Raw genomic sequence first — 25,580 nt, 5'->3', positions numbered from 1 at the left:
TAAGTAAGTTTATTTTAGAGCCTGCCGATTCAAAGGGCAATCATTTACCCTTGGGTTGTGAAAACGCTGTGATTGAAAAATCGTTTAGAAGGCTTGCCAAGATTGTATGCCTTAAAACCTTTAACACACCCCAGCCGACTAATACGCCAAACGTGTTTGTCAAAACATCATTAATATCAACCCATCTCGAGAGTCCAACCGACAAATCGAGCACAAACTGCAGGCCTTCAATTGTTAAACTGACGCCCAAACCAGTCAGTAAGACTTTCTTGAAATTGAATTTTGGCAGCAATAATCCGAGATACACACCCATCGGCAGCATCATCAAGACGTTTTGATAAAAATCTGCAGTGGTGCTCCAAAATGGGATCAGATTAATCGGTGCCGATCCAATCATCATCGGTGACACGTGCTGTGGTCCGACAAATGCATATGAAGTTGGTGCTAAGGTTAAGTAGCTGACAAACAAGATGTAAAGAATTGCCGAGCCAATCGTGAACAATTGACACCACGACAATCGTCTCAAATTGCCGGACTGCATCTTTAGCCACACCAGAACGCCTGTAATATTTAATAGGTACGGAAGCCATTTAATCATCATTTCCCACCTTTCTTTCGATCAAATTTGCGGATGACTTTCATTCGTTAAATTCATTTTAGAAAGGCGCGATTAACTGAAACTTAAATCTTAAGACATCATAATCAACTTAAGGTAAACATAATGCTTATCGCATAGTTGCGCATTGCGGCTCCTAATGCTATGTTTACAAGTATCATTAATGACGGAGGCACATCATGGACATCGTTTTTGCAATTGTCTGGATCTTACTTGCGGCAGCAGTTTTCACAATTGTTGCTGGCGCATTTTATCTAATTTATAAAAACGCTCGGGGTGAACCGGCACCCTTTAAGTGGCGGCACTTATTCGTGGCTCTTGCTGTGTTGAGCGTTTTATTTACACTTTTTGGTGGCTTGATCTCGATTATCACAAATTTACAGTATGGAACGCCTTAATAATTGGCGTTCTTTTTTAATCTGTTCTAATCAGCTGAAAGGACACTGAAGAATTCTTTGCAAGCGCTTCACAAGACTTCCCCTGCCCAATCTGATATAATAGAAGTAGGTTATATAAATAAACAGTTATAACTAATATTGATAACGAAGGAGTGTCCTACTTATGGCAACTATTATTTCTGTATCTGATTTGGCGAAGTTACCTGATCTGCAAGCACCGGTGATTACTTTGAATCTTAACTTACGTAAGCTGTCGTTTGACCAAAGTGAACAACTCCGAGTTAAGAACATGCTTAAAAAGATTCAAAAAGAAATTGGTGCCGGAATCGAACCATTTATTTCCGATGTTAACGACCTTACCCGTGAGCAACTGCCCTATGAAGGCATGACGGTAATTGCTGATCATCTCGGTAAAAACGTTTACCATTTGATCAGAACCAGCGTTGGTGAAGCGGACTATCGAATTGAAAATGCGATCGATTTCCTGCTGCTACTGAGCGAAGCACCAAATATGGATTACACATTAATCGAATTAAACCGTGATAACAGTAAATTATACAAGCTTGCCAACAAACGAGTGACCGCACTGGAAGTCAAAGATTACCCGACTACCGTTAAGGAAGCCCTGGGTGATGAATTGCGTGGCGGTGAGTTGAACTTCAGTGCCCGTGGTGGCAATGCCCAATACCATGGTCATAATGAAACCACTCAGGAAAAGAAAATTGACCAGGAACGTTATTACCGAGTATTGATGGACTTTTTGAAGAACAACCAGGAATTGTCTGAACATCAATTTGTCTTGATGGGCTTATCTCAAAATATTAACTTATTCAAAAAGATTAATAATGGCTTACATTTGGCAAACTTTGAGGTCGATCAATCGGTTCAAAATGACACGCCTACTGAAATTGCGACCTTAGTCAATACGGCAATTGAAACCAGCAATCGTCAAAACACTGCTGAAGCGATTACCAAAACGTTTAAAGATCAGTTGTTCACCGACTTCAAGAATATTGAAAACTTATTAAATTCCAAGGATATCCGTCATCTATTCGTTGCTTCCCGTAACGAAATCAAGGCGGCTGATCCAAAGATCTACACTGAAATCAATCAGATGATCAAACAGGCATTGGCACAAGATACCAGCGTCACAGTGGTCAACGATGATCCATCAGTTCCACTGGTGAGTGCAGTTTAAACAACGATCAAATTCTGCCTGAATAAGGAGGCTGGGACAAAAGTGCAAACTTTTATCTCAGCCTTTTTAGTGGTTTCATTATTACGTAGCCAAAACGTGCTCAAATCGGCTGATCCCAGCCATTTAAGGGACTAAACCAACCATTCCAGAATCAGGAATAATTGGTTTAGTCCCTTAAATTCTGGGATCAAAACGCCTTTTTTCGCACTCTCTTTTGGATTACATAAATTAGAGTCATGTTTTTATAGTCTTTCACGAATATCAGCGGCAATTTTTTCCAACCGAGCATCATTTTGCACTTGGGCAATTTTGTAGCCAACAAAATACGGCGAAGTCGCGTAACGCGGCACAATTTTGCAATAGAATTTGTCAGCCATTTCGTAGAAAAATAAGTTGTACGAAGATAGTCGGCCGCCCATATAATCATTCAACAGGTATTTGACGATTACCCGCACTGCATCGGCCAAGTCATTAATGTGACCGACCTCGGCAATGGCAATATTAATTTCTACAAAACCGATAATTGGGTGGGTTGAGAGCGTGATTTCACAATGATCATCATTGATTACCTCGACACCGGTAAAATTGCTGATGTCGACATTTTCATAGACATCGTAATCGTTGAGACCAACAATTTGAAAATGTGGATGACGCAAACTGCCGCCAGACAGTGGGCCATAATTCTTGTACATGATGGTGCTTCGATACTTATTGGAAATGATCATCTGATGCCAGCACTTGAAAGCAAATTCAAATACGTTACGATTCTGTTCGATTGAATATGTTGAGGGACCACCAAGATGGTCGCTGGATTCAATCACAACAGTTTGCAGCGTATCTTCAAGGGTTCTAAATTTGTTGACCAGCCAAATTCGATCTTCATCTTGGGCAAGAATATTCGTTAAATGGGCAACATCGCAAAACGGACAGTACCCTTCCGGATGCCGAATATTTTCCGGCTTGCCTTTGGCGGCTTGATAATCAAATACTAAGGGTTGATTTGCCAAGTGATTCACCTGTCTTTCGTTTTTAACCTTCTATAGACATTATATTCGAAAATAAGATTCGACTGGTAAATAATCCCCGTTTAATCGAGAAAGTTTGACTAATCGGTTCTTTCAAGGATACAATTTTGGTTGACAGATTTATTCAGAAACATTTTTGCATTTGAGGAGAGAAATTAAATGAAAAAAGTAATTCAAATTATTGGCATTTTCATTGCATCACTACTGTTCATGCTGACGGCCCCAAGTGCGCCAGCTCAAGCGGCTCACAATGGCTACCGAATCAAAGTCCTCAAGACTTACGATTCAGAAGCCAGCATTGCTAACGCTTACCATGCAAAACCTAAAACTCAAGCTTATGTATGGAGTAAGTATTTTGGCGGTAGTGAGGATAAAAATTTCAATTACAAGGATTTTCAAAAGAAACTTTATAAACTATCAAATTATCGTTCGACCACATGGTTTGTTCAACAAAAAGTTCGCGTTTATCACCACTTAAAGAGCGGGACTTATTACTATGTCACCAATTTTTCACGTGGCAGACAAGGCTATGTCAAAGCCAGCGCACTGCAAAAGGGTTATAGCCCTTATGGTTATCAGATTCTCCAAAAGAAGTATGGCACCAAAAATCGCGGTTCATTTTACATCAAAAATCCATCCCAAAATGTTTACATGTGGGATTGGACTCATACCAAGAAACGGTTGAACCTCAAAGATTATCCTGGAATGACTTGGAGTCGGGCTCACATTGCGACCGTCAAACACAACGGCAAAATTTCTTATTACGACTACCTCGGTGGCTATCTAAGAGGAAATGGTAAATACATCAGTGGTTATGTTTACACTGGCAATCTCACTGAAGGCACCAACCCAATTCACACCGGCCAAAACATTGTTTATCCAAATGACTTCCTGAATAGCTCAAACTATTTAAATTACATTCAGACCGGCCACTACCAGAAGTTGGCCCGAGAAATTGTCAAGCTGTTCCCGAATACACCAGTTGATCTTGGACTTTCAAAGATTGCGGCATACAACTATGCCAGTGACGATGAAGGCGTACTATGGTATGAGGATAAAAATACCGTTTCAACCAAGGGATACACCGATATTATTTCACTGAAATTGGCCAGCAATTATCTCTACAAACACAAGACAGCAAGTAATGCGGTCAAGCTAGCTGGCGTTAAATCTGCTCTCGACAAAACTGGCTACCCCGCTTCCAAAAGGGCAGCACTATCAGGATACAAACTTGGCATTTATATCGTTAACAACATTCCAGACAAGTACGGCTCGATTATCCAAGATGGTGCCTACGGGCATGCCAGTGTATATGCACTCATTCTTGGTAAGACTGACGATTCTTCGACAAATGAATAACTTTGTGAGACTGAGACAAAAGTTAACACTTTTGATCAGCCTCTTTTTTTCTAAATTGTTCTATTGTCTGCGGCGGAATAAGTATATAATGTTCACAATTCATCAACATACATAACCAACGTCGTCAGGGGGAATTCTATGGTAAAACCAATCACTGTTACACTCGCATTAATGAGCACACTGCTACTGTCAGCGTGTGGTACGTCAAATTCGACAAAAAAGCCAGTGGATCATCATTTTGACAGTCAGAAAACGGCTGCACAATATAAGCATGACCGTGAAGCTGAAGGCATTAATCTAGATAATTTCAATCGCATTAACATCGGTGACATTACCGACGCTGCCTATGGTTCCTCTGAAGATCAGGTCATCAAGTTATTTGGTACCCCTTCCAGAGTTGATAGTGTGACGGTGAGTGGTGTCACTAAAAAGACCACTCAGTATACTTGGAAAGATGTGTCGGCCACCTTCCCTGTTTCCAAGGTCAAGGTTCAGTTTCTGAATCACAAAGCGGTCGGCAAATCTTATACACCCGCTGCCAAACGCAAACAGCGCATCATCTCCAAATCAAAAATTGACAAATTAGGTCTCGGAACTACATATCAGGCTGCTATCGATGCTTTGGGATCTCCAAATGGCGAATCCATCACGGGCCAGGGTCCAATGTCAGGTAAATACTTACTTTATGTGACTGACAGCAAAGGGACCGCGTACGATCTCACATTTACAGATGATAAATTGAACAATAAGTTCAAAACTTCGATATACTAATGGTGTACATGCCCTAACATTTTATAGGAGGCTACAAAGATGAAAGTCATTAACGTTGAATTGTCCGTTAAACCGGGAATGCAGAAGGATTACGAAGCATTTATCGATGAGCTGGTCGACGGCTCTCGTGGTGAAACTGGCAACGTCAGTTATGATCACTTCAAGAAACTACACAGCGATACCGAATATGAGATTATCGAACACTGGCAGGATGCCGATGCAGTTGATTTTCACAACCACACGCCGCACTTCCAGAAATTTTTGGCAGGGGTTGGCGACTTTTTGACCAAAGATCCCGTGATTATTCGAATGGATTATAACGAGTAGATAATGTGACTGGGGCAAAAACATTTTGTCCCAGTTTCTTTCATTTTCCATGAAAGCGCTTATAATCAACTATAAAAAAACTAGGAGGCATTCATAATGCAAGACGAAAGATGGAATAACCCACTGTATCAAACTGAAGCTGTCAATGATGAAGGCTTAAACGGCCACGCTTATGTCCCTGATGGCATCAAAGTTGAAACCAGCAGCCCACTTAATTCGAAGCCTGGCACCAATCCAGAACAACTACTGGGGATGTCATTAGCAACCTGTTTGGAAGCAACCCTGCAGGCAGTTGAACGTGAGCATGGTGTTCCCCACACTGCAGAAGTTCATGTCAAAGTCGCCTACATTGGTGAGCGTGCTGAATATCAATTCCTGGTTCACGCTCAGATCATGGTCAAGGGCGTCGACTTTGAAACAGCTGACAAATTTGCACAGGAAGCTGAAAACCGCTGCCCAGTTTCAAAGTTACTTAAGAATAGTGGTAACTACACAGCCGAAACAGTGACCAGCTTTGGTTAAATTTTAAACGCCACTCCTCCACGGAGTCAGGCGTTTTCATTTGCGGCAATGTTCTTAATTTGACCTAAAAAGCTGGTAAAGTTCCTAAATAAGCTGTAATATTTAATTGAAATAATTAATTAACTGATTAAATTATTCATGAATATTCGGATATTTCAACATTTTATGAATTTGGCCGATTTGTTAATATTATTTTCAGTTCACCATGTTTTACTGTATAATCATTCTAAATGAACTTAATTAAATCTCAGGAGGCATTCTTTTATGGATAGAAAAATCCCTAATATTATGGGTACTCAACATCCAGATAACGCAGGAGTTCCGTTCTTCAAGCACAACGATAGCGCATTTGTTTCTGCATTCCGTGAAATTGACGAGGCTTACCAAAACTTTTCTAAGCTAGACGCCGATGAATACATGTGGGACTGGGAAGGTAAGCATGCCGATGCATCTGTCATTGACCGTTTATACTCCGAGCACTATGAATACTTTCAGAAGCATCCCCTTGGCAAAGATAAATTCTTAACCTTCCGTCTGCCAAACATTTGGGAAGAAAAAGGTTACAGTTTGATGCAGGCCATGACCACTATCTTGTCTGCCGAAGATTTCTCTTACGACCTCGGCTTCAAGGAACGCCCGTTATTCGAAGCAATTTTGCCAATGACCCAATCAGCCGATCAGCTGATCTCGATGGAAGACAAGTTTGCCAGCCTTTCACACTACAAGTCAACTGAGTTTAATACCGGACACAAAGATTCAGATACCCTGCAAATGATCCCATTGTTTGAAGGATTCGAATCTCAATTACACGCACCTCAGATTTTGAAAAAGTATCTTGAAATGTACAAAGACCACTTTGGCCGTGAATTAAGCTACATGCGGGTCTTCTTAGCCGGATCTGATTCCGCTCTTTCCAATGGATTCTTGAACAGTATCATTGGTAATAAGTTAGCATTGACTGGTTTGGCTGAATTCGAACAGGAAACTGGTATGCCAATTTACCCAATCGCCGGAACTGGAAGCACCATCTTCCGTGGCGGCTTGTCACCAATGATGATCGACCGTTACCTCGAAGAATTCCCTGGTTTAAAGACAGCCACGATTCAATCAGCCTTCCGTTACGATTATCCATTAGACGTCGTTGAACCAGCGATTATCAAGCTTCGCGATGGCTTACAAAAGAGCGAGTTCGACATTATCGATCATGATGATCAAGACATTTTGTTGGAAATTGCTAAAAAAGCTGCTGCAGAATATCACGAAACTTTGGATCCGCTGATCAACGACTTACAACCAGTCTTTGATTCATTCCCTAAGCGTCGGGACCGTCACCAACACGTTGGGATTATCGGTTACTCACGTGATGTCGATGGCTACAAGATGCCTCGTGCGATTACCTTTACCGGTGCGCTTTACTCAGTCGGTGTCCCACCAGAATTTCTTGGTACCGGCCGAATCTTGAACAAATTAAGCGAAAAAGAATTAAACACTTTGATGAAGTACTATCCAAACATCAAGCATGATTACGAACACGTTGCCAAATACTTCAGTAAGGACGCTTTAGAAGCCCTTCAAGCTAAGAATTCTGCTTGGAAAGCTGTCGACGAAGATATCGAAGCCATCGAACGACTTTTTGATATTAAAGCCGGTCCACAAACGCCTGAACAAGAAAAACATGCGCAATTAGCTGCCGACTTGGTTAAGATTTCTGATAAGGAAACTAAGACCACATTAATCAGTCGCCAAGCAATCCTGCGTAAGTTCTTAGGATAATCACTGAAATTCCAGCGAACCAGCTGGAATTTTTTTGCATAGACTTTTATACTGAAATTAATTGAACATTGAAAGGAGATCATTGTATGTTTAAAAAAAGTATTTTGTTGGCTGTAACTGCATTGAGTTTTGGTGGCTTTGTATCCGTGGCCCAATCCCCTGCTTCAAGTGCAGCTTCAAGGACTGGATCACTGAGCTATCACAAGGCTAATTTTACAGCAAAAATTGGTGCCAACTATAAGTCATTTAAGTTGACCAATCACGTGCCGAATAGTAATTACAAGAACAAGGAAACGACTTCTTGGGCTAAGAGTGGCTTCAAAAAAGGAACCAAGGTTCACGTTGACATGTTCGCCAGCCAGGGACTGCAATACAACTGGTACCGCATCTCCAAGTACTCGACCAAGAAAGCCACTAAGCACACCAAAGTACAAAAGTACTGGATTTATGGTGAAGCTTTGGTCCTTCCTAAATCAATCACCAACCAACTAGTATTCAGTTATTAAGCTTCAGCCATGCACCAAGCACCGCTTCCTAATCGATCCGATGTAAAAAATTGAGAAGGAATGATTTGATTGAATGAATTTCAGAATGTCTCCAGCTGTACCGCATTTTTAGCTGGTAAAAACGCAACTGTCGACGGTTCCACCATGATTGCTCGTAACGAAGACGCTGGTGGCGGTATTAACGCCAAACGTTTTGTTGTCGTCAATCCCGAAGAACAACCCAGTGAATATATTTCGACTTTTAACCAATTTCGGGTAAAATTGCCGGATCATCCACTTCGCTATACTGAGACTCCCAACGCTGATGTCAGCGATGGGCTCTGGGGTGAATCGGGAATCAACACTGATAATGTTGCCATGAGTTCAACCGAAACCGAATTTACCAACACAACCATGCTGGGCCTTGATCCACTGGTCATGGAAGGTATCGGCGAAGAAGCCATGCTGACATGTGTTCTGCCCTATATTCACAATGCCCGCGAAGGCGTTAAACGCTTGGGCGAACTGGTCACCAAATTTGGGACCTGTGAAAGTAACGGCATTGCTTTTTCAGACTCTGATGAAGTCTGGTACTTTGAAACAGTTGGCGGCCATCATTGGGCGGCTGAACGCATCCCTGACGATTCATATGCGGTAGCACCTAACCAAACCGGCATCCAAGAAATTGATTTCAACGATCATGACCACTATATGTATAGCACCGACTTGAAAGAATTCGCTGAAAAGAATCATTTGAACAAGGCCCGTTCCGGCTTTAACTTCCGTGATATTTTTGGTGAGGACACTCAGGCTGATCATTACTACAACACCCCTCGTGTTTGGTACGGCCAAAAGATGTTTAACCCTGAAATTGAGCAGGATCCAGAAAGTCGGACCATGCCATTTACCAGAATTGCCGATCATTTGATCTCAGTTGAAGACATTGCCTTCTTCTTGAGCAGCCATTATCAGGGCACCGATTTTGACCCATATGGCAAAACCGGTACCGAAGAATCACGACTGCGTTATCGCCCGATCGGTATGAACCGGAACCAAGAGATGCATATCCTGCAAATCCGTCCCGACTTCCCTGCCGAACATGCGGCCATTCATTGGTTGGCTGAAGGCGTCAACGAATTTAACGCGCCAGTGCCATTCTTTGCGAACTGCACGGATACGCCAACAAACTTCAAGAACACCCCCTTGCGTACCACAACTGAGAGCTTCTATTGGTTGAACAAATTAGTTGCCATGCTCGCAGATCCGTTCTTCGCAGAGCACGACTTGGAAGCAATGACCGCCGTGTCAGAAAGTCGCAAGTTTGGCTTTGCCAACGGCCGAGCAGCCGTCGCAACGGCTGATGCTGAATTTAAAAATATTGCCGCAGATAAAGTGACTGATTGGCATAATCAGGTTAATGACAAGATTGCCAATGCAATTACTGAGAATGTAAAAGATTTGCTTCATCAGCTGCTGCTAATGAGAGCTGAGAAGATGGTTCCTACGTTTGAGAAGGGCGGAGAATTGTAGAGTGTGACGAGCCCCGGGTGGCCCCGGAGCATAAGCAAGAAGCACCAATGATGAACGCACTTTGTTCATCGTTGATGCTTCTTGTTTATGCAGTAGGGGTCAGGGTCGTCGAAGCACGTTTCTGCTAGGTAAAAGGCTCGTTCAAAGCACAATCATTATCAAAGCAATTCCACCAAATAAAGAAAGTGCATCCAGAAACCATAATTCGAAGACCTAGATGAACAGCAAATTAAATGGCGATTTCTCCACAAAAAAATGGATCAGCCTCCCAACGAAACCGTTGAGAAAGCCGATCCATTTTCTTTCACTAATCACTTAACCATATTCGTCTTAATCCGATCCAAAGGAATCTCCCGCGGTGTAAATTCATCACTGGTCTGCCCTAAGGTCAACGCAAATGCTGGTTTAAACCCATCAGGAATGACTTCACTTGGAATTGATCCCAAGCTGGCCATATTGTAGTTGGCACCTAAGCCCTGATCCTCAGCAGCCAACTCCATGTTATGCACGATGGCACCTGCAGAAACCTCATCTGAGGCACTATCATCTTTAATTGAAACGACAATGACAGTTGGGGCTTCATAAATTCCAGTCATCTTTGACAAAACAGCTGGATCTTGAATGACCGTAAGTCGATAATCATCGTATCGACCCATGCCAACTGGGCTGGCATTTGCAGCTACTAAGATTTCATGCAGCTGATCATCACTGACTTGGCCTGAATATTCACGAATTGCTTTACGAGATTGAATCATTTTCAATGTTTCCATTAATAATTCCTCCTTCAATTTTGCTTCCGCTTCTATTGTAACCGCTTTTATTGGAAAAGGAATGGCTTCTCTTCACCTGGAAAATTTACTTTTATTTGGTACACTCAATGTATTAATAACAATCAGGAGGTTTCCCATGACTAACTATAATTTCTTACAGCCAACCAAATTACGAAATGGCGTCACTATCAAAAATCGAATCGCCATGTCCCCAATGACTGAAATGTCGAGCTTTGAAGATGGTTCAATTACCAACGACGAAATCGACTACTTTCGGCTACGGGCTGGTGGCCCCGGCATGATCATTACTGGATGTGCCAACGTCAATGATTTGGGCAAAGGCTTCGAAGGCGAACTCAGCGTTGCTCACGAGAAGATGTTACCTGGCCTATCTCGCTTGGCCAACGCAATTAAGATCAACCACACTAAAGCGATTCTCCAGATCTTCAGTGCCGGACGCATGAGTAACTCGCATGTCCTTCGCGGTCGCCAGACTATTTCTGCCAGTGCAGTCGCTCCTGAACGTTTGGGTGCCGAAACACCTCGTGCGCTTTCAAGCGAAGAAGTGGAACAAACCATTCAAGATTTCGCCAATGCCACCCAACTGGCAATCGATGCCGGCTTTGATGGCGTCGAACTCCACGGTGCCAACACCTATTTGATCCAGCAATTCTTCAGCCCCCACTCTAACCGCAGAACGGACGACTGGGGTGGATCATTGGAAAAGCGGATGCATTTCCCCTTGGCAGTCGTTGCCGCCTGTGCAGACGTTATTAAGCACTCTGATAACCCTTCCTTCATTCTGGGTTACCGAATTTCACCTGAAGAAATTGAAGACCCTGGGATTAGAATGGCTGACACATTGGCGTTGATTCAAGAATTAAACAAGCAGCCAATTGATTACCTGCACATGTCATTAGCCGATGCTTGGCAGGGTTCGATTGTCGATCGCGACGATAAAAAGCCACTGTTCGAAAAAGTCCAGCAAGTGCTCGCTGACGATTTGCCGCTAATGGCCGTTGGCCACTTGGCATCCCCTGCCCAAGTCGAAAAATTAATCGACGCAGGTGTTCAATTCGCCGCCATGGGTCGGGAGTTAATCCGCGAACCGAAGTGGGTCCAAAAAGTTGAAGCGGATGATGAAAAGGCGATTCGCTATACCTTCTCACTCCGAGATTTGGATGAACTAAAAGTGACTCCCCCACTACTGAATTTCTTGCGGACTGCGTTTAAGAAGGGCTTCCCAATTTCAACTGATGAGAAACAGATTCGAATTTAAAACTGTAACATTCCCCCAATCCCAAGGCCGACAATCATTTTGGACCTGGGATTTTTTTATTTGAATTGTTCCCCTTGACGATTAGAACGTATGTTCGTATATTATAGCCATGGGGGTGTTAAACATGATTCGAGACGTTCCACGCGACCAATGGCTCTACAATGACCGTGGCATGGTGAAGTGGCTGGGTTACTTTTTGAGTGACCACACTCAGGATATGGCTGACAAGAAAGTCGACGAAGTCCCAACTCACCGACTACCAGAGCAAGACCCGGAAGTCATCGACCGCGTTTTACAGGACAGTTGGCAGAATTCCAAACAAATTACGCTGCAATTAAATGATGACGGCTACCTAAACGTTTATAATATAAGTGGCATCGTGATTGGCGCCAATGATAATTTTATCTATCTTCAAACCGATAAGATGGTTACAATAAATGTAAACGATATTCGCCACGCGAAACTCAAAGAAGGAAGTAAACCAATTTGAAACAGACCATGAGTGTCCCCTGCACCAACAATGAAATTACGATTATGGTTGATTCGATCAACTACCAGTATCTGGCATTGCGCCGGGCGTCACTAGACGTTGCCCCACTCGAGCAAGTCAACGTGACCTTGACCGATGAAGACGTTGACGGCCACGCCTATTATGAAGTTGCCGGCTTCAGCGTTGCCCAGAAAGCCCAGCTGGAATCCGTTGATCTGATACCAGGAGATTATGTGGTCTATCGCGCCATTCCCGGCAGTGAGCCAAGCATGGTGATTCAGCTGGTTCATAAATTTGATCAGGCAAATTAATCGGAGATGATTGCATGAATAAGGGTATCCAATTGATGATGACGGCGGTTGCGTCGCTGGGATTTCTGGGAGCGGCCACAACAAGCACTCAAGCCGCAACTTGGCACCAGGGAACGCCAACCGCATTGCATGGTCACTGGAAGGATAAGACGATTAATATCGGTAAATATTTTGGTATGAAGAAATTCTATAGCTATGAATCTGTGCGGGTTCGAAAGAATAGTGTGAATGCTTACCTAACCCAATCAGCAGGCTGGCACATCAAGAATACCAAATGGAAACACGTTGGTTCAAAAGCTTACACAATTGTGGGCACGAACGAACTGAATGAACTTCGAAAAGCGCGATTCACTTTCAAACGAGTCGGCCACGGCTATGTCCATGTTTACTACAATGGACGCAATATTGCCAAAGCAACGCCATTTTCCCCGTATTTCTATCGAGTTTCAAAAAACGCATAAAATTTAAAAAATGGAATTGCCATCACGCAATTCCATTTTTGATTATTTTACAATTAGTGAACACCTATAAACTGGTTGCAATTATCCACTTTTAAAATTACACTATTTAGAGTTGCTTATTTTAGAATACATACTTGGAAGTGCGATTAATGTCCAAAAAAAATAAATATTCACTCTTCATCATGGTGTTCGGCGCCTTCTTCGGAATCCTCTGTTCAACACTGATGAATGTTGCTCTGCCAACTTTTATGAAAGTGTTCAACGTCCCATCCGCAACTGTTCAATGGATCAGTAACGGCTACATGTTGGTCAATGCAATTATGATTCCTGTCAGTGCATACTTCACCAAGAAGTTTACTTTCCGTTCATTATTTATTACCTTTAGCGGGGTATTTTTGCTCGGAACACTGGTCGGTGCGGTGGCGCCCAATTTCTTCACGTTGATTATTGCGCGCATGATTCAAGCCATCGGTTCCGGGATGATGATGCCACTGGTTAATACGCTAGCTATGCGCTATGCAGAACCCGGCAAGAAAGGTGCTGTCATGGGGATTGTCGGGCTGGCATTCAACTTCTCGCCAATCATTGGACCCACGCTTTCCGGAATTATTTTGGATTTCTTCTCTTGGCGTTACCTATTCATTTTAGTGCTGCCATTCATTGTCATCGACCTCATCATGGCGATTGTGGCTTTGCCTAAAGTTCCAACCAGCCAGGAGCCACAGTTCAATGTTGAAGGAATGCTGACTATCAGTTTTGGCTTACTTGGATTATTGTGGAGTTTTTCAAATGTCAGCCAGTATTCAATCGGATCAGTGACCGTTTGGCTGCCGTTTGTCATCGATGCCGGGCTGATTACCCTCTTTGTCCTCACTCAGAAAAATTCGGATCATCCATTCGTTAACTTGAACGTTTTCAAAAATCCTCAGTTTACGACAGCTACCATCGTCAACTCACTGATCGTTTCCACCATGTATGGCAACACGATCCTGCTGCCACTATTAATCCAAACCATAATGGGCAAGAGCCCGATTATTTCCGGATTAGCCCTACTTCCAGGAGCGGTGTTGACCGGCTTCATGTCGCCAGTCAGCGGTCGTTTATTTGACCGCTACCCTGTCAGGATTATTGTCACAACTGGAATTTTGATTGATTGTTTTGGAACCATGATGCAAGCATTTATCGACGTCAACGCTTCTGTAACCATGCTGACGGTAGGCCAAACCATCCGTCAGTTGGGCTTAGTTCTGATTTTGATCCCAATTCAAACCCAGGCGTTATCTTATTTGCCAAATGAAATGATTGCCGATGGAGTGGCTGCTTTCAACACGTTGCGCCAGATTGCCGCATCCTTTGGAACTGCCATTATCGTCGCAACGATTAATATTGCCAGTCACTTTTTTACTGGCCATTCCAACAACCAGCAAATGGGCATTCAAGCCGGATTTACCATGTGCCTAGTCTTCCTGGTTGTCGCATTATTTATGTCACGAAAACTGTATACCAGGCACCCCGCAACTCGTCAAATTAACCGTAAGTCTGCAACAAATTTATCGCACAGTTCACAATAATTGATGCTTTGACATGAAAGGAGGCTTGTCATGACCAATTTTATATTTGTTCTCCTACCTGCCATCCTTGCCGGAATCGTTCAAGGGGTGACTGGCTTTGGTTCAGCGATCGTTCTCATGGTTTTCCTGCCAACCATCCTGCCCATTCCCCAAAGTGCTGGAGTGGCCTCGTTGATCATGTCCGTCTCCAACATTATGTTAGCGTGGCGCTACCGTCGCAACATTAAGATCAAACGAATTATTTGGCCGTTTATTGTCTATGCCAGTGTGGCCTTTATGGCATTACAACTGGTCAATTCAATCAATGTGCATTTGCTAAAAGCACTGCTCGGCGGCTTGTTGGTTGCCTTATCGTTATACTTTCTATTTGTAAAATCGGAAGGTAAAAAGCATTATCCAATCTATGTTGCCATTATCTTTATGATCGTTTCCGGCTTCTTCAACGGTCTATTTGGGATCGGCGGTCCGCTCATGGCGCTATACTTCTTATCTTTGGCCAATACAAAAGAAGAATACTTGGCAAGCATCCAAGCATTCTTCCTGATCGATCAATTGTATATCACAAGTATTCGGTTCTATAATGGCATTCTTGGTGTCAATGACATCCCCCTCATTTTATTGGGAATTGTTGGCGGGGTCATTGGCACTATGATTGCCAACCGAATTACGGTACATATGAATATCACAATGATTCAAAAATGTGTGTTTGTGCTGATTGGGGTTAGTGGGTTGTTTTATTTGTTTCAGTAGATACACCAGTTTGTATACGCAAGAGGCATCCACCAACAAAGTTCTGTTTGAGCTTTGTTGGTGGATGCCTCTTTTTGTTTGTGGTGGGTTCACTGTTATTTGGATTAAACGTGCTCCGACAGCCTAACCCCTAACGTATAAGTAAGAAGGACAAATCAATGAACAAACTGCGTTCATCAATTCGTCCTTCTTACTTATACACCGGGGTTAACCGGGCTTTGTCGCACTCTCTATCCTTGTGCCTTCTCCGGATGTCCTTGAAGGTAGATAACATGAGTATTCAAGAATTCTTCGATACCGTGACGACCATCGTCTCCACCAATACCTGATTCTTTCCAGCCTGAGTGCGAACCATTCATAGCTTCGAAGTTGAATCGGTTGATGTAAGTTTCACCATCTTCGAGTTCATTGGCAGCACGCATTGCGTTATCCAAGTTCTCCGTGAAGATTGATGAAGTCAAACCGAAGTCAGAATCGTTAGCCATTTCAATTGCATCGTCCAAAGTCTTAAAGGTCAATACTGGAAGTACTGGGCCAAAGATTTCGTCTTGAACGATTTCTGAATCTTGTTTTACGTTCGTGATAACAGTTGGTTCGTAGTAGAAGCCATTTTCGATGTTCAACTTGTGACCACCGGCTGTGACCTTGCCACCAGCTTGAACAGCACGGTCAACCATTCCGGCAACCTTGTCCAAAGCTTCTTGGTTGATCAGTGGACCCATGCCAACGTTTTCATCTTTCATGACGTTACCAACAGTGATCTTGGACATCTTGTCTGATAATTTCTTGATGAATTCATCAGCAACATCTTCTTGAACGTATACCCGTTCACAGTTGTTGCAAAGTTGTCCATTGTTATCAACACGTGAGTCAATGATTGATTGAACAGCCAAATCAATGTCAGCATCTTTGCAGACAATGGCTGGTGCTTTACCACCTAATTCAAGTGATACCTTAGCCATGTGAGTTGCAGCGCCTGCCATGACACGTTTACCAGAATCAACAGAACCAGTCAAACTGATAATGCCGACCTTCTTGTTCTTAGTGAGTTCATCACCAACAACTGAGCCACGTCCTGAGATAATGTTAACAACACCCTTTGGAATACCAACTTTTTCGCAGATCTTAGCAAATTCAAGACCCAAGTTTGGTGTGTCTGAAGAAGGCTTCATAACGATGGTGTTACCAGTTACCAAAGCTGGACCCATTTTACGAGCAATCAGGAAGAATGGGAAGTTCCATGGTAAGATTCCGGCAGCGACACCAATTGGTTGTTTAGCAATCATGATGTTTTCATTCTTGTTGTCAGATTGAAGGATTTCACCTTCGTATGTTCGAGCGGCACTTGCCATGTAGTCGAAGTAATCGGCTGAGAACATAATTTCAGTTGTTGCTAATGACTTGATCTTACCTTGTTCCTCTTGGAGCATTTCTACCAAGTGATCTTTTTCGTTACGAACTTCAGTAGCAACGTCGTGCAAATATTGACCACGGGTTGCAGCTGGAACTTTCTTCCATGACTTTTCAGCTTCATATGCAGCATCGATAGCTTCTTGAGCCTCTTCACGAGTTGCAGCTGGAACTGTTGAGATCTTTTCACCAGTTGATGGATTAAGAACAGTAATTTCGTTACCTGACTTTGAATCCATGAACTTACCGTTAATGTACATTTGATAATGTTTTAATGCAACAGCATTTTGTGCCATAATATTTTGCTCCCCTTCAAGATACCTGTCGGCAACAGTGCAATTGAACGCCATCTGGCAGGAACAAATATTTTTAGTTTTTAAATCCTAATTAATATTACTTTCCCGGCTTGTAGTCCTCATCAATGACAAGTACAGGTTTGATTGTCTTACCACTAACAGAGTCTGCGTTAGCTTGATTAATATCATCAAACTTGTAGAATTTTTCAGTCTTGTCGAAGTCAAACAATCCCATCTTGTAGAACTTGATCAAACGAGGAATATCAACTTGAGGAATTGAATCACCCATGTTAACACCAACGACTTTACGGTCGCTGACGCAGAGGTCGTTCCAAGTATCCAAGTCAACGTGTTGGTCGGTAACGGCAATGGTTGCGGTCGTTCCACCTTGTGCCAATGCCTTGATTGATGCTTCCATTACTGATTTAACACCAGTTGTATCAACGGCATAATCAACACCATAACCATCAGTCAAATCTTGAATTGCTTTAACTGGATCAGTGTCTTTACTGTTGATGGTATCAGTGGCACCTAATTCCTTAGCCAACTTCAAACGGTCAGGAACGATATCAACAGCGATAACCTTGGTGCATCCGGAAATCCGGCCGGCCATCATAGCAGCCAAACCAACGGCACCGGTACCAAATACCGCAATTGTTGAGCCTGGTTCCGGCTTCAATGTGTTGAAGACGGTCCCACTACCTGTGACATAGCCACAGCCAAGAGGTCCAAGTTGACGCAAATCCAAGTCTTTATCGACTTTAACGGCGTTACGTTCGCGGACAACCGTTGTGGTTGTGAATGATGATTGGTCAAACATGTCGGCAACTTGGTGGCCATTTTCAGTAAAGTGGGCACTGCCATCAGGACGAACACCTGACAAGTTGTTTGCTGCGTAATTCAAGCATTGGGTAGGAACACCCTTTAAACAGTTGATACAATTGCCACAGCCATAAAATGACAGGACAACATGGTCACCGGGCTTGAAGTCTTTAACTTCTGGACCAACTTTTTCAACAATTCCTGATCCTTCGTGACCAAGAACGATTGGGTAACCAATTTCGGCGGTACCTTTACGTAAAGCTTCGTCAGAATGGCAAATACCACTGGCAACCATATGAACTTGTAAGTCGTCAGCCTGCATATCTGCTAACTCGACGTCATCCTTCATTTCGAAGTCTCCGCCTTTTTTGTTAACAACAGCTGCTTTAATTCGCATAATCACATCTCCAAATATTTTATTTGTTATTTAGTGAGCAATTGCAAACAACAGAAAAGCAAATGATCATTCGGCGCTTACATAAGCGCAAACATGTGAATTAATCATTTGCTTTTTTCAACTAACAACCGCTTACAATGCTTATTATAGGCGGTTGGTAATCAAATTCAATAGTTATGCCATATTTTATTTATGAAACACCTTCAAAAAATCACGAGATCCATACTCTTACTTTCACTCTCACAATTTCAAAAAAGTTTGAAGGTTGTGAAACACTTACTAAAGTTTACTGCCATTCTCCTTGAGTTGGGTTATTCAGCAAGCGAACTCGAATCATCCCTTCAACATCGTTGAGTTCACTAAGTAATGATTGGGTTTGTTTCTTATCAATGGTTGCCAAGTCGGTATTGACGATTGTATAGCCATAACCGTCCATGGTGTTGCCCATCATCTCTTGCACCGGCAAGTCATATTGACTCATGATCCCGGCGACATCAACCCAGAAATTATCTCTGGCATGGAAAAAGAAAGTTAGCCGCTGATTACTCATGAATGGTAAATCAACCCGAGGAAAGTTAACTGAACTTCTGACAGTCCCATATTCCAGGAAGTCCAACAAATTTTGTAAGATTAAATTAGCCGAATGCGTCAAGGCTTCAATCGTATTCCCGCCAAGATGTGGCAATAACGTAATTTTAGGATGATCCTGTAATTCAGTTTTTGGAAAGTCACAAACATATCCCGCAAACTCATTATGGTTCAGCGCTGACACAACCGCTTGATTGTCAACAATTTCCCCTCGCCCAAAATTCAAAAGATAGGCACTATCCTTCATCATCTCGAAGTGCTTGGTGGTCAACAATTGGTTGGTTTGATCAGTCAACGGTAACAGGATGACAACAAAATCTGCCTGTTCCAAGACTTCATCAATTGTGTCTAATTGCTGAACGTGACGTAGATTTTTAAAGCTGCGGTTATAACCAATAATCTGCATCCCCATGTGATAACAAGCATCCGCCAACCGCTGCCCGATGGTGCCCAATCCAAGAATCCCCAGGGTGCGACCATAGAGTTCTTCACCAATAAAGTCTCCTCGTTTGGTTTCGGCAAGCGCCTGCAAGTCTTCTCCGGGAGCCGCTTTGAGCTGTTTCATCATTTCCACTGCCCCATTTAACGGCCGCAAACAGCGAAACAAGTTCTGAATAATCAGTTCCTTGACTGCATTGGCGTTGATTCCTGGGGTGTTAAACACGGCCGTCCCATTGGCAGTTGCGGCATCAACATTAATGGTGTTGGTCCCGGTTCCGGAACGGGCAATCAGTAACAATCTCTTAGAAATCAGGCTGTCATCGACTTTCGAGCTGCGAACCAAAATGGCATCCGGCGTATCAGTGTTGGAGGTGCGAAAGACATCTCCCGCAAAATCGGTTAGATCAAACCGATCAATTGTCTTGACTTCAAACATTTGTAAGCTCCTTTTAACTAAAGTTTTTAAAAACATATTATAATAGTTGGTAGAAATTACTTTGAGAAAGAGGTTGGTCGTATGCATATTGATTTTGTAAAACTATCAAAGGATAAACCAACGATTGGGAAAATGACTCAAACCAAGAATACTACATTCGGGGAATGGGTGGAAATAGGAAGCAGTAATTTAATCGATAATAGTACCATCGGTGATTATACCTACACTGGGCAGTATTGTTTCATTCAAAATAGTGACCTGGGAAAATTCATCAGTATGGCCGCGATGATCCGAATTGGACCAACCAACCACCCATACGATCGGCCTGCTCAACATATTTTTGCTTATAACGGTGGTGCATATGGTTTTGATCATCCAGATACGGAATTCCTGGAAAAGCGGACCCATTTACGGACCACAATCGGTAACGATGTCTGGATTGGCCATGGTGTCATTATCCAAGCTGGCGTCACGGTCGGAGATGGTGCTGTGATTGGATCCGGTGCCGTGGTGACCAAAGACGTGGCGCCTTATACAATTGTGGGTGGCATCCCTGCCAAACCAATCAAGGACCGTTTCCCCGACGAAATCAAAACCGACATGGAAAAAATTGCCTGGTGGAATTGGTCTAGAGAAGATCTCGAAAAGTATTATTTGGATTTCCGCCTGCCAGTTAAAGAATTTGTTGCTAAACACCTGCATAATTAACGATAATTTTTCACTTACTTGTTCCCACCAGGCAAATCTTTGCTATAATTAATTGGTATATTCGCAAAGGTCCATATTGGAGGAGCAAAAAGAATGTCTGAAGAAAAGACTAAGTCCTGTGTCATGTGTGGGAAGAAAATCCCCGCATACTCAAACTTTTGTCCATACTGTGGTGCTAAGCAGCCATGGCTTGATGAAGATGAAGTTCAAAATAAAGACGTTGAACAATTTATGAAGTGGTATCAGAAGCCGGTTGGTAAGTTTGTTTCCCTGGTGGTTGCTGCAGCCATGATCTATTTTGTCGGCAGCATGTTTACCCTGCAAGACGGGCCTGGCCACAACACAGTTGCTCGAGAGATTAATGAGTATTTGTTTAACGCCCAAGACAAGACCCCTTACGGCAAGAAGCCATCTGTAAAGGCCGATAAGAATAAGGGTGTGACGATCAAGATCAGTCAAGACAGCCAAGCAATAAAAGAATTGAAAGCTGGCAAGCCTGACAAATGGAATTACCTGGTGAACCGCTCACGTAGTCGTTCAAAAGCTTTCCACAAGGTTTATGCCAACCCTGAATACGCTAAATTCAAGGTTGTCGACAAACATGATAAGAAGAAAGTGTTGCTGAAGATTGATAGCGGCGATATTAAATATAATATTGCGGACAAGTATAACAAATAGGAGATTGATGGCTTTTGGCCGTCAACCTCCTTTTTTTGAATTTATTCTGCAATCACAATTTCAGGATTCTCAGCATTTAGTTGCTGAAGCTTACCTTCGACCCCAAAGTATTCTTTGCAAAGGCGCTGAATTTCTCTAATCGCAACGGCTGAGCGTTCTGCTTGGTCATGGTTAATTGATTCAATATCTATTATGGGATTGGTAGTCTCCTCAGTTAGTTCGGTTCGCTGATTTTCACGCCAGTTAAAGCAACGGCAAATCGCTCCCTTATCATCCATGTAACAGATTTCCCCGGGTAAAGCGGGCATATCCTCATCTTCACCATATGGCAAAAATGATTCACCGCCTTTTGCCTCACCAAGATGCATATCGCCGGCAATTGCGTCGACATTTTCTCCGCCAACAGAGACCCCATACTTAAGAGACTGACTATTATAAATATCAACCAATGGTGCAATTGGTGAAAACTTCTTTCCGTGACTAACTCGCTTTAAAAGGGCTTCAACTGTCGAACGAGCGCCCTTCTTGGTTTTAAACTTGCGAAAAGCCTCACGCCACTCAGCCACGACTGGATTGTCTCTAAATGGTTCAACGGTAATGAATTGTTCGGCCGATGCAGTCCCTTGATCCAATAATTTCTGAAAATATGGATCATCTGCCTCATGAACCTGATTATCAATCCCATGCAGTGTCATGACATCAATTTGAATGTCTGGAAATAACTCAATCGTTTTTGGATCCAAAATAAATTTTTTCATGTATTTCTCCTTAAATTTTTTTGCTCATAATAAGATCACGTTGTCGACTTTTTCCCAAAATAAACGCATGATCGCCGGTTTGTTTAAACCCAAATTTCTGATAAAGTGCCTGTGCGGGAAAATTGTGCTCCCAAACGCCTAGCCAAACTGGGGAGCAGTGTTTTTCTTTGGCAATTGTCAAAGCTTTATCCATCATTTTCGAACCAATTCCATGACGTTTAAAGGCTTTCCTAACATAAATACGTTGGATTTCAAAGGAGGTCGGCCCCGTATCTTCGGTCTGGGCATCGCCAACATTAACCTTTAAATACCCGGCTATTTTGCCGTTTGCCAGGGCGAAGTAGAAATCTGAATCAGGATTGTTAATCTCCTGTGTCAGCCGATCAAAACTGTAAGATTCTTTGATATATTTTTCAACATTCTCTGAACTGTTCACAGGACCGAAAGTATCTCTGAAAGTTTCTCCGCTAATTTGCTGCAAGTCAATAATATCAGCAGGCGTGCATTTTCTAACGATAATTTTCACAACTAACTCCTTAACGCGTTTCAATAATCCCATTATCTCGCGTTTACGTGATTCCTGCCAGCATCAATTTTACGAACGATATATTTCCGTAATTCTTCAACCAAGAAAATCGGCAGTGGAATGCAGAACAGGAAAATCCATTCAGTGACATTCAGTGGTCCAGTGTTGAAGACCCCTTGCAGGAATGGCACGTACATCAACAGTGCTACCAGGAAAACTTCAACGCCAATCCCCATCAAAATACGATGATTACTGAAGAGACCGATGGAAAAGACTGACGAGATCTGGGTTCGGCAGTTCATTGCAGCAGCGATTTGTGAGAACACGATGGCACCCAGGGTGATCGTCGTTGCTTCAGCGTAGACTAACCCAGATCCGGCTAATGGTACCTGCGGCCAACCATTGACGTGGTTGACAAAGAAGTAGGCACAGGTAGAAATGATTGAGGCAATGAGGCCATACCAGCCAAAAGCCTTCCAGATGATTGATCGATTCAACAAATGGCTATTTAACGGACGCGGTGGCTGATCCATAATCCCCGGTTCGGCCTTCTCGGTACCCAAGCCCAGTGCGGGCAATAAATCAGTTCCCAGATCAACTGTCAAAATTTGCATAACGGTGAGTGGCAGTGGCACCAGTCCGCGGGTCAGCAGAAAAATAACTGATGGTGCTGCTTCAGGAACATTACTGGTCAGTATATATAGTAAGAACTTTTGCAAATTACTGTAGACGGTCCGACCTTCCTCAATTGCGCTAACAATTGAAGCAAAGTTATCATCAGTCAAAATCATATCGGCAGCATCTTTGGCAACATCAGTTCCAGTGACCCCCATGGCAATGCCAATATCCGCTCGTTTAAGAGCAGGGGCATCATTCACGCCATCACCAGTGGATGCAACCACTTCACCGTTTTTCTGACACATAGAAACAATTCTAAATTTGTGTTCCGGTGCCACTCGAGCAAAGATCACCTCACCTTTAACGGCTGCCTGCAGCTGCGCGTCAGACATTTTATCTAACTCATCCCCGGATATTACCCTAACTTGATCCGAAGTAATCCCGATGCGAGTCGCAATGCTTTTAGCGGTGATTGGGCTATCACCAGTAACCATGATGATGCGGATGTTGGCCCGCTTGCAATTCTTAACGGCTTCAAAGATTTCTGGGCGTGGTGGATCAGACATCATTGCCAGCCCGATAAAGACCATGTGGGTTTCTGCGCTTTGAATCGTACAGCTTTCCAGTGCTTTGTGGATTAACGGGTCATCCCCATCAACAACGCGATAAGAAAATGCCAGCGTTCTTAATCCTTGTTTGGAATAGTCTTCGTTAACCTGCATGATGTGACTACGGTCAACCTCGGTGATTGGCCGAATCTGACCGTTTTCCAAAATTCGGTCACAGACATTTAATTCACTGCCCAAGGCACCCTTGGTATAAATGACCAGCTGCCCTTCAGCGTTTTTGGTAATGACTGACATTAATTTTCTGCCGGAATCAAACGGCAACTCTTTTAACCGGGGGAACTTTGCCCGCTCAAATTTGGCATCAATCCCTGCTTTCCGAGACAAAATGACTAACCCGGCTTCCGTTGGGGTACCTAAAATTTTTGATTTTTCACCAGCTTTGCCTTCGGTTACTTCAGTATCATTATTAATCGTTGCATTAATCAGTAGTTTGTTGAGATCTGACTCTTTTGACAGATCAACGTCTCGCCCATCTGTCTGAATTTTCCCGTTAGTAACATACCCGGTTCCGGTGACATCGTACTGTTTGCCTGGCAGCCAAAGATGATTAATTGTCATTTGGTTTTGAGTCAAAGTACCAGTCTTATCAGAACAGATCACCGTCGTTTGGCCAAGGGTTTCAACACTACTCAGATTTTTCAATAACGCATGCTTTTTGGCCATCCGCTGGGTACCTTGTGCCAATGACAAGGTCACCGTTGGCAGTAAGCCCTCGGGAATAAAGGCAACAATCATCCCCAAAGCAAATATAAATGACTTGGTGACAGGATATTTAACAAAGAAAATTGCTAATAGGAAAAAGGCAATCCCGATCAAGATCGCGATAATTGTGAGCTGCCGGGTTAAGTGATTTAACTCCCGTTCCAGTGGGTAAACCGTCTTCTTCTGAGATTCAGTCAAAGTGGCAATCCGACCAAATTCCGTGTTCATTCCGGTTGCTAGGGCCAGTGCCGATGCGGTCCCACTGGTGCAAATAGTCCCCGCAAAGACAATGTTTTGCTGAGCAAATTCACCATCACCATGCTCATAAGCGTCAACTTTTTCAACTGGCACCGATTCTCCAGTCAATGATGATTCATCAACTTGCAAATTAGCTGCATTAAAGACTCTGGCATCAGCTGGAATTGAATCTCCGGCTTGGATGTCAAATATATCCCCCGGTACCAGTTGTTCGACCTTAATCTGTTGAGACTTACCATCCCGGCGAACTTTAACGTAAGACGGCAGCATTTTCTTCAGCGAATCGGTTGCCTTTTGAGCAGCGTGCTGCTGCCAATAGGAAAAGCAGCCATTAATGACATTGACTGCCCAAATCGCAATCCCCAGTTCAAGCATCCCCGCAAACATTGCAATCAGACCTGAAACCCACAACAGGATCGCCATCAGTGATGTAAAGTTTTCCAAGAAGATTAATAGCTCGGATTTGCGTTTGCCCTGTCGAATCGTGTTGGCGCCGTATTTTTCCAGGCGCTTATCGGCCTCTGCTTGAGAGAGCCCGCCATTGCTGGTTTGGTATTGTTTCATCAAATCGGTTGGGTCCGCCTTGGCATCATCGTCAATCAGCGTTGATTGATTCTTTTGCATCGTAAATCACCCCATTTTTTTAAAAATCGTTGATTTAACCACCTCAATTATAT

General features: G+C 43.1%; 26 protein-coding genes. 17 read left to right on the top strand and 9 right to left on the bottom strand.

Going from position 1 to position 25,580, the window contains the following annotated elements:
* Positions 1-40: 40 nt before the first annotated feature.
* The gene (locus FD05_RS07760) at positions 41-598 is read right to left on the bottom strand and encodes a VanZ family protein (RefSeq protein ID WP_039932442.1); all 558 of its coding nucleotides are present in this window, start codon (positions 596-598) and stop codon (positions 41-43) included.
* Between the two features lie 197 nt (positions 599-795).
* On the opposite strand from FD05_RS07760, the gene FD05_RS07755 reads away from it, so the two are divergent.
* Both FD05_RS07755 and FD05_RS07750 read left to right on the top strand, forming a co-directional pair.
* Positions 796-1,014, top strand: a complete 219-nt coding sequence (locus FD05_RS07755; protein ID WP_020280515.1) for a hypothetical protein — start codon at positions 796-798, stop codon at positions 1,012-1,014.
* Between the two features lie 163 nt (positions 1,015-1,177).
* The gene (locus FD05_RS07750) at positions 1,178-2,212 is read left to right on the top strand and encodes a baeRF6 domain-containing protein (protein WP_020280516.1); all 1,035 of its coding nucleotides are present in this window, start codon (positions 1,178-1,180) and stop codon (positions 2,210-2,212) included.
* Between the two features lie 242 nt (positions 2,213-2,454).
* Here FD05_RS07750 and FD05_RS07745 read toward each other — a convergent pair whose 3' ends face one another.
* Positions 2,455-3,219 carry a DUF4931 domain-containing protein gene (locus FD05_RS07745; RefSeq protein WP_039932444.1) on the bottom strand — a complete coding sequence of 255 codons (765 nt, stop codon included), beginning with the start codon at positions 3,217-3,219 and terminating at the stop codon, positions 2,455-2,457.
* 177 nt (positions 3,220-3,396) lie between these two features.
* Here FD05_RS07745 and FD05_RS07740 point away from each other — a divergent pair, with 177 nt between their 5' ends.
* From FD05_RS07740 to FD05_RS07710, 7 genes are all read left to right on the top strand, one after another.
* Positions 3,397-4,596 carry a hypothetical protein gene (locus FD05_RS07740; protein WP_020280518.1) on the top strand — a complete coding sequence of 400 codons (1,200 nt, stop codon included), beginning with the start codon at positions 3,397-3,399 and terminating at the stop codon, positions 4,594-4,596.
* Positions 4,597-4,734: 138 nt separating this feature from the next.
* Positions 4,735-5,367, top strand: coding sequence for a DUF3862 domain-containing protein (locus tag FD05_RS07735; RefSeq protein WP_020280519.1), 633 nt, complete (start codon positions 4,735-4,737; stop codon positions 5,365-5,367).
* A 39-nt stretch (positions 5,368-5,406) separates the two neighbouring features.
* Complete coding sequence (locus FD05_RS07730; protein ID WP_020280520.1) at positions 5,407-5,694, top strand: putative quinol monooxygenase; 288 nt, start codon at positions 5,407-5,409, stop codon at positions 5,692-5,694.
* 96 nt (positions 5,695-5,790) lie between these two features.
* Positions 5,791-6,216: an OsmC family protein gene (locus tag FD05_RS07725; RefSeq protein WP_020280521.1), complete on the top strand. Its 426-nt coding sequence runs from the start codon at positions 5,791-5,793 to the stop codon at positions 6,214-6,216.
* Between the two features lie 264 nt (positions 6,217-6,480).
* Complete coding sequence (gene ppcA / locus FD05_RS07720; RefSeq protein WP_020280522.1) at positions 6,481-7,989, top strand: phosphoenolpyruvate carboxylase; 1,509 nt, start codon at positions 6,481-6,483, stop codon at positions 7,987-7,989.
* An 86-nt stretch (positions 7,990-8,075) separates the two neighbouring features.
* Positions 8,076-8,495 (top strand): hypothetical protein, encoded by a 420-nt coding sequence (locus FD05_RS07715; protein ID WP_020280523.1) that lies wholly within the window; start codon positions 8,076-8,078, stop codon positions 8,493-8,495.
* A gap of 69 nt (positions 8,496-8,564) precedes the next feature.
* Positions 8,565-10,004 (top strand): C69 family dipeptidase, encoded by a 1,440-nt coding sequence (locus tag FD05_RS07710; protein WP_020280524.1) that lies wholly within the window; start codon positions 8,565-8,567, stop codon positions 10,002-10,004.
* Positions 10,005-10,315: 311 nt separating this feature from the next.
* On the opposite strand, the gene FD05_RS07705 is transcribed toward FD05_RS07710, so the two are convergent.
* A complete protein-coding gene (locus FD05_RS07705; RefSeq protein WP_020280525.1) occupies positions 10,316-10,774 on the bottom strand; it encodes a nitroreductase family protein in 459 nt (152 codons plus the stop codon).
* Between the two features lie 136 nt (positions 10,775-10,910).
* Here FD05_RS07705 and FD05_RS07700 point away from each other — a divergent pair, with 136 nt between their 5' ends.
* The 6 genes from FD05_RS07700 (at position 10,911) to FD05_RS07675 (ending at position 15,636) form a co-directional block, all read left to right on the top strand.
* Positions 10,911-12,053: an NADH-dependent flavin oxidoreductase gene (locus FD05_RS07700; RefSeq protein ID WP_020280526.1), complete on the top strand. Its 1,143-nt coding sequence runs from the start codon at positions 10,911-10,913 to the stop codon at positions 12,051-12,053.
* A gap of 124 nt (positions 12,054-12,177) precedes the next feature.
* Positions 12,178-12,543, top strand: a complete 366-nt coding sequence (locus tag FD05_RS07695) for a hypothetical protein (RefSeq protein WP_020280527.1) — start codon at positions 12,178-12,180, stop codon at positions 12,541-12,543.
* Positions 12,540-12,854 carry a hypothetical protein gene (locus FD05_RS07690; RefSeq protein WP_039932448.1) on the top strand — a complete coding sequence of 105 codons (315 nt, stop codon included), beginning with the start codon at positions 12,540-12,542 and terminating at the stop codon, positions 12,852-12,854. Before FD05_RS07695 ends, FD05_RS07690 begins: the two co-directional genes overlap by 4 nt.
* A 14-nt stretch (positions 12,855-12,868) precedes the next feature.
* The gene (locus FD05_RS07685) at positions 12,869-13,315 is read left to right on the top strand and encodes a hypothetical protein (protein ID WP_020280529.1); all 447 of its coding nucleotides are present in this window, start codon (positions 12,869-12,871) and stop codon (positions 13,313-13,315) included.
* A 149-nt stretch (positions 13,316-13,464) separates the two neighbouring features.
* The gene (locus FD05_RS07680; RefSeq protein ID WP_020280530.1) at positions 13,465-14,886 is read left to right on the top strand and encodes an MDR family MFS transporter; all 1,422 of its coding nucleotides are present in this window, start codon (positions 13,465-13,467) and stop codon (positions 14,884-14,886) included.
* 30 nt (positions 14,887-14,916) lie between these two features.
* Complete coding sequence (locus tag FD05_RS07675) at positions 14,917-15,636, top strand: sulfite exporter TauE/SafE family protein (protein WP_020280531.1); 720 nt, start codon at positions 14,917-14,919, stop codon at positions 15,634-15,636.
* A 230-nt stretch (positions 15,637-15,866) separates the two neighbouring features.
* Here the strand turns inward: FD05_RS07675 and aldA are convergent, their stop codons facing one another.
* From aldA to FD05_RS07660, 3 genes are all read right to left on the bottom strand, one after another.
* Entirely contained in the window at positions 15,867-17,342 is a 1,476-nt protein-coding gene (aldA, locus tag FD05_RS07670; protein WP_020280532.1) for an aldehyde dehydrogenase, read from the bottom strand.
* A 97-nt stretch (positions 17,343-17,439) separates the two neighbouring features.
* Positions 17,440-18,561 (bottom strand): NAD(P)-dependent alcohol dehydrogenase, encoded by a 1,122-nt coding sequence (locus FD05_RS07665; RefSeq protein ID WP_020280533.1) that lies wholly within the window; start codon positions 18,559-18,561, stop codon positions 17,440-17,442.
* A gap of 286 nt (positions 18,562-18,847) precedes the next feature.
* The gene (locus FD05_RS07660; RefSeq protein WP_020280534.1) at positions 18,848-20,026 is read right to left on the bottom strand and encodes an NAD(P)-dependent oxidoreductase; all 1,179 of its coding nucleotides are present in this window, start codon (positions 20,024-20,026) and stop codon (positions 18,848-18,850) included.
* 81 nt (positions 20,027-20,107) lie between these two features.
* Between FD05_RS07660 and FD05_RS07655 the strand changes: the two genes are divergently transcribed.
* On the top strand, positions 20,108-20,734 hold the full coding sequence (locus FD05_RS07655) for a DapH/DapD/GlmU-related protein (RefSeq protein ID WP_020280535.1): 627 nt from the start codon (positions 20,108-20,110) through the stop codon (positions 20,732-20,734).
* Between the two features lie 93 nt (positions 20,735-20,827).
* Entirely contained in the window at positions 20,828-21,412 is a 585-nt protein-coding gene (locus FD05_RS07650; protein WP_020280536.1) for a zinc ribbon domain-containing protein, read from the top strand.
* Positions 21,413-21,453: 41 nt separating this feature from the next.
* Here FD05_RS07650 and FD05_RS07645 read toward each other — a convergent pair whose 3' ends face one another.
* The 3 genes from FD05_RS07645 to FD05_RS07635 are packed head-to-tail and all read right to left on the bottom strand — an operon-like array spanning position 21,454 to position 25,527.
* Entirely contained in the window at positions 21,454-22,170 is a 717-nt protein-coding gene (locus FD05_RS07645) for a B3/B4 domain-containing protein (protein ID WP_020280537.1), read from the bottom strand.
* Positions 22,171-22,180: 10 nt separating this feature from the next.
* Positions 22,181-22,696, bottom strand: coding sequence for a GNAT family N-acetyltransferase (locus FD05_RS07640; protein WP_039932450.1), 516 nt, complete (start codon positions 22,694-22,696; stop codon positions 22,181-22,183).
* 32 nt (positions 22,697-22,728) lie between these two features.
* A complete protein-coding gene (locus FD05_RS07635) occupies positions 22,729-25,527 on the bottom strand; it encodes a cation-translocating P-type ATPase (protein ID WP_020280539.1) in 2,799 nt (932 codons plus the stop codon).
* Positions 25,528-25,580 lie beyond the last annotated feature (53 nt).

The sequence above is a fragment of the Lentilactobacillus otakiensis DSM 19908 = JCM 15040 genome (genome assembly GCF_001434145.1).
Taxonomy (GTDB): domain Bacteria; phylum Bacillota; class Bacilli; order Lactobacillales; family Lactobacillaceae; genus Lentilactobacillus; species Lentilactobacillus otakiensis.
The sequence above is the reverse complement of the archived record's forward strand: the minus strand, read 5'-3'. Positions and strand labels throughout refer to the sequence as shown.

Bases quoted from the DNA above. Each gene is read 5' to 3' on its own strand.
- FD05_RS07760 (WP_039932442.1), bottom strand. From the start codon at position 598: ATGATTAAATGGCTTCCGTACCTATTAAATATTACAGGCGTTCTGGTG.
- FD05_RS07755 (WP_020280515.1), top strand. From the start codon at position 796: ATGGACATCGTTTTTGCAATTGTCTGGATCTTACTTGCGGCAGCAGTT.
- FD05_RS07750 (WP_020280516.1), top strand. From the start codon at position 1,178: ATGGCAACTATTATTTCTGTATCTGATTTGGCGAAGTTACCTGATCTG.
- FD05_RS07740 (WP_020280518.1), top strand. From the start codon at position 3,397: ATGAAAAAAGTAATTCAAATTATTGGCATTTTCATTGCATCACTACTG.
- FD05_RS07735 (WP_020280519.1), top strand. From the start codon at position 4,735: ATGGTAAAACCAATCACTGTTACACTCGCATTAATGAGCACACTGCTA.
- FD05_RS07730 (WP_020280520.1), top strand. From the start codon at position 5,407: ATGAAAGTCATTAACGTTGAATTGTCCGTTAAACCGGGAATGCAGAAG.
- FD05_RS07725 (WP_020280521.1), top strand. From the start codon at position 5,791: ATGCAAGACGAAAGATGGAATAACCCACTGTATCAAACTGAAGCTGTC.
- ppcA (WP_020280522.1), top strand. From the start codon at position 6,481: ATGGATAGAAAAATCCCTAATATTATGGGTACTCAACATCCAGATAAC.
- FD05_RS07715 (WP_020280523.1), top strand. From the start codon at position 8,076: ATGTTTAAAAAAAGTATTTTGTTGGCTGTAACTGCATTGAGTTTTGGT.
- FD05_RS07705 (WP_020280525.1), bottom strand. From the start codon at position 10,774: ATGGAAACATTGAAAATGATTCAATCTCGTAAAGCAATTCGTGAATAT.
- FD05_RS07700 (WP_020280526.1), top strand. From the start codon at position 10,911: ATGACTAACTATAATTTCTTACAGCCAACCAAATTACGAAATGGCGTC.
- FD05_RS07695 (WP_020280527.1), top strand. From the start codon at position 12,178: ATGATTCGAGACGTTCCACGCGACCAATGGCTCTACAATGACCGTGGC.
- FD05_RS07685 (WP_020280529.1), top strand. From the start codon at position 12,869: ATGAATAAGGGTATCCAATTGATGATGACGGCGGTTGCGTCGCTGGGA.
- FD05_RS07680 (WP_020280530.1), top strand. From the start codon at position 13,465: ATGTCCAAAAAAAATAAATATTCACTCTTCATCATGGTGTTCGGCGCC.
- FD05_RS07675 (WP_020280531.1), top strand. From the start codon at position 14,917: ATGACCAATTTTATATTTGTTCTCCTACCTGCCATCCTTGCCGGAATC.
- aldA (WP_020280532.1), bottom strand. From the start codon at position 17,342: ATGGCACAAAATGCTGTTGCATTAAAACATTATCAAATGTACATTAAC.
- FD05_RS07665 (WP_020280533.1), bottom strand. From the start codon at position 18,561: ATGCGAATTAAAGCAGCTGTTGTTAACAAAAAAGGCGGAGACTTCGAA.
- FD05_RS07660 (WP_020280534.1), bottom strand. From the start codon at position 20,026: ATGTTTGAAGTCAAGACAATTGATCGGTTTGATCTAACCGATTTTGCG.
- FD05_RS07655 (WP_020280535.1), top strand. From the start codon at position 20,108: ATGCATATTGATTTTGTAAAACTATCAAAGGATAAACCAACGATTGGG.
- FD05_RS07650 (WP_020280536.1), top strand. From the start codon at position 20,828: ATGTCTGAAGAAAAGACTAAGTCCTGTGTCATGTGTGGGAAGAAAATC.
- FD05_RS07645 (WP_020280537.1), bottom strand. From the start codon at position 22,170: ATGAAAAAATTTATTTTGGATCCAAAAACGATTGAGTTATTTCCAGAC.
- FD05_RS07635 (WP_020280539.1), bottom strand. From the start codon at position 25,527: ATGCAAAAGAATCAATCAACGCTGATTGACGATGATGCCAAGGCGGAC.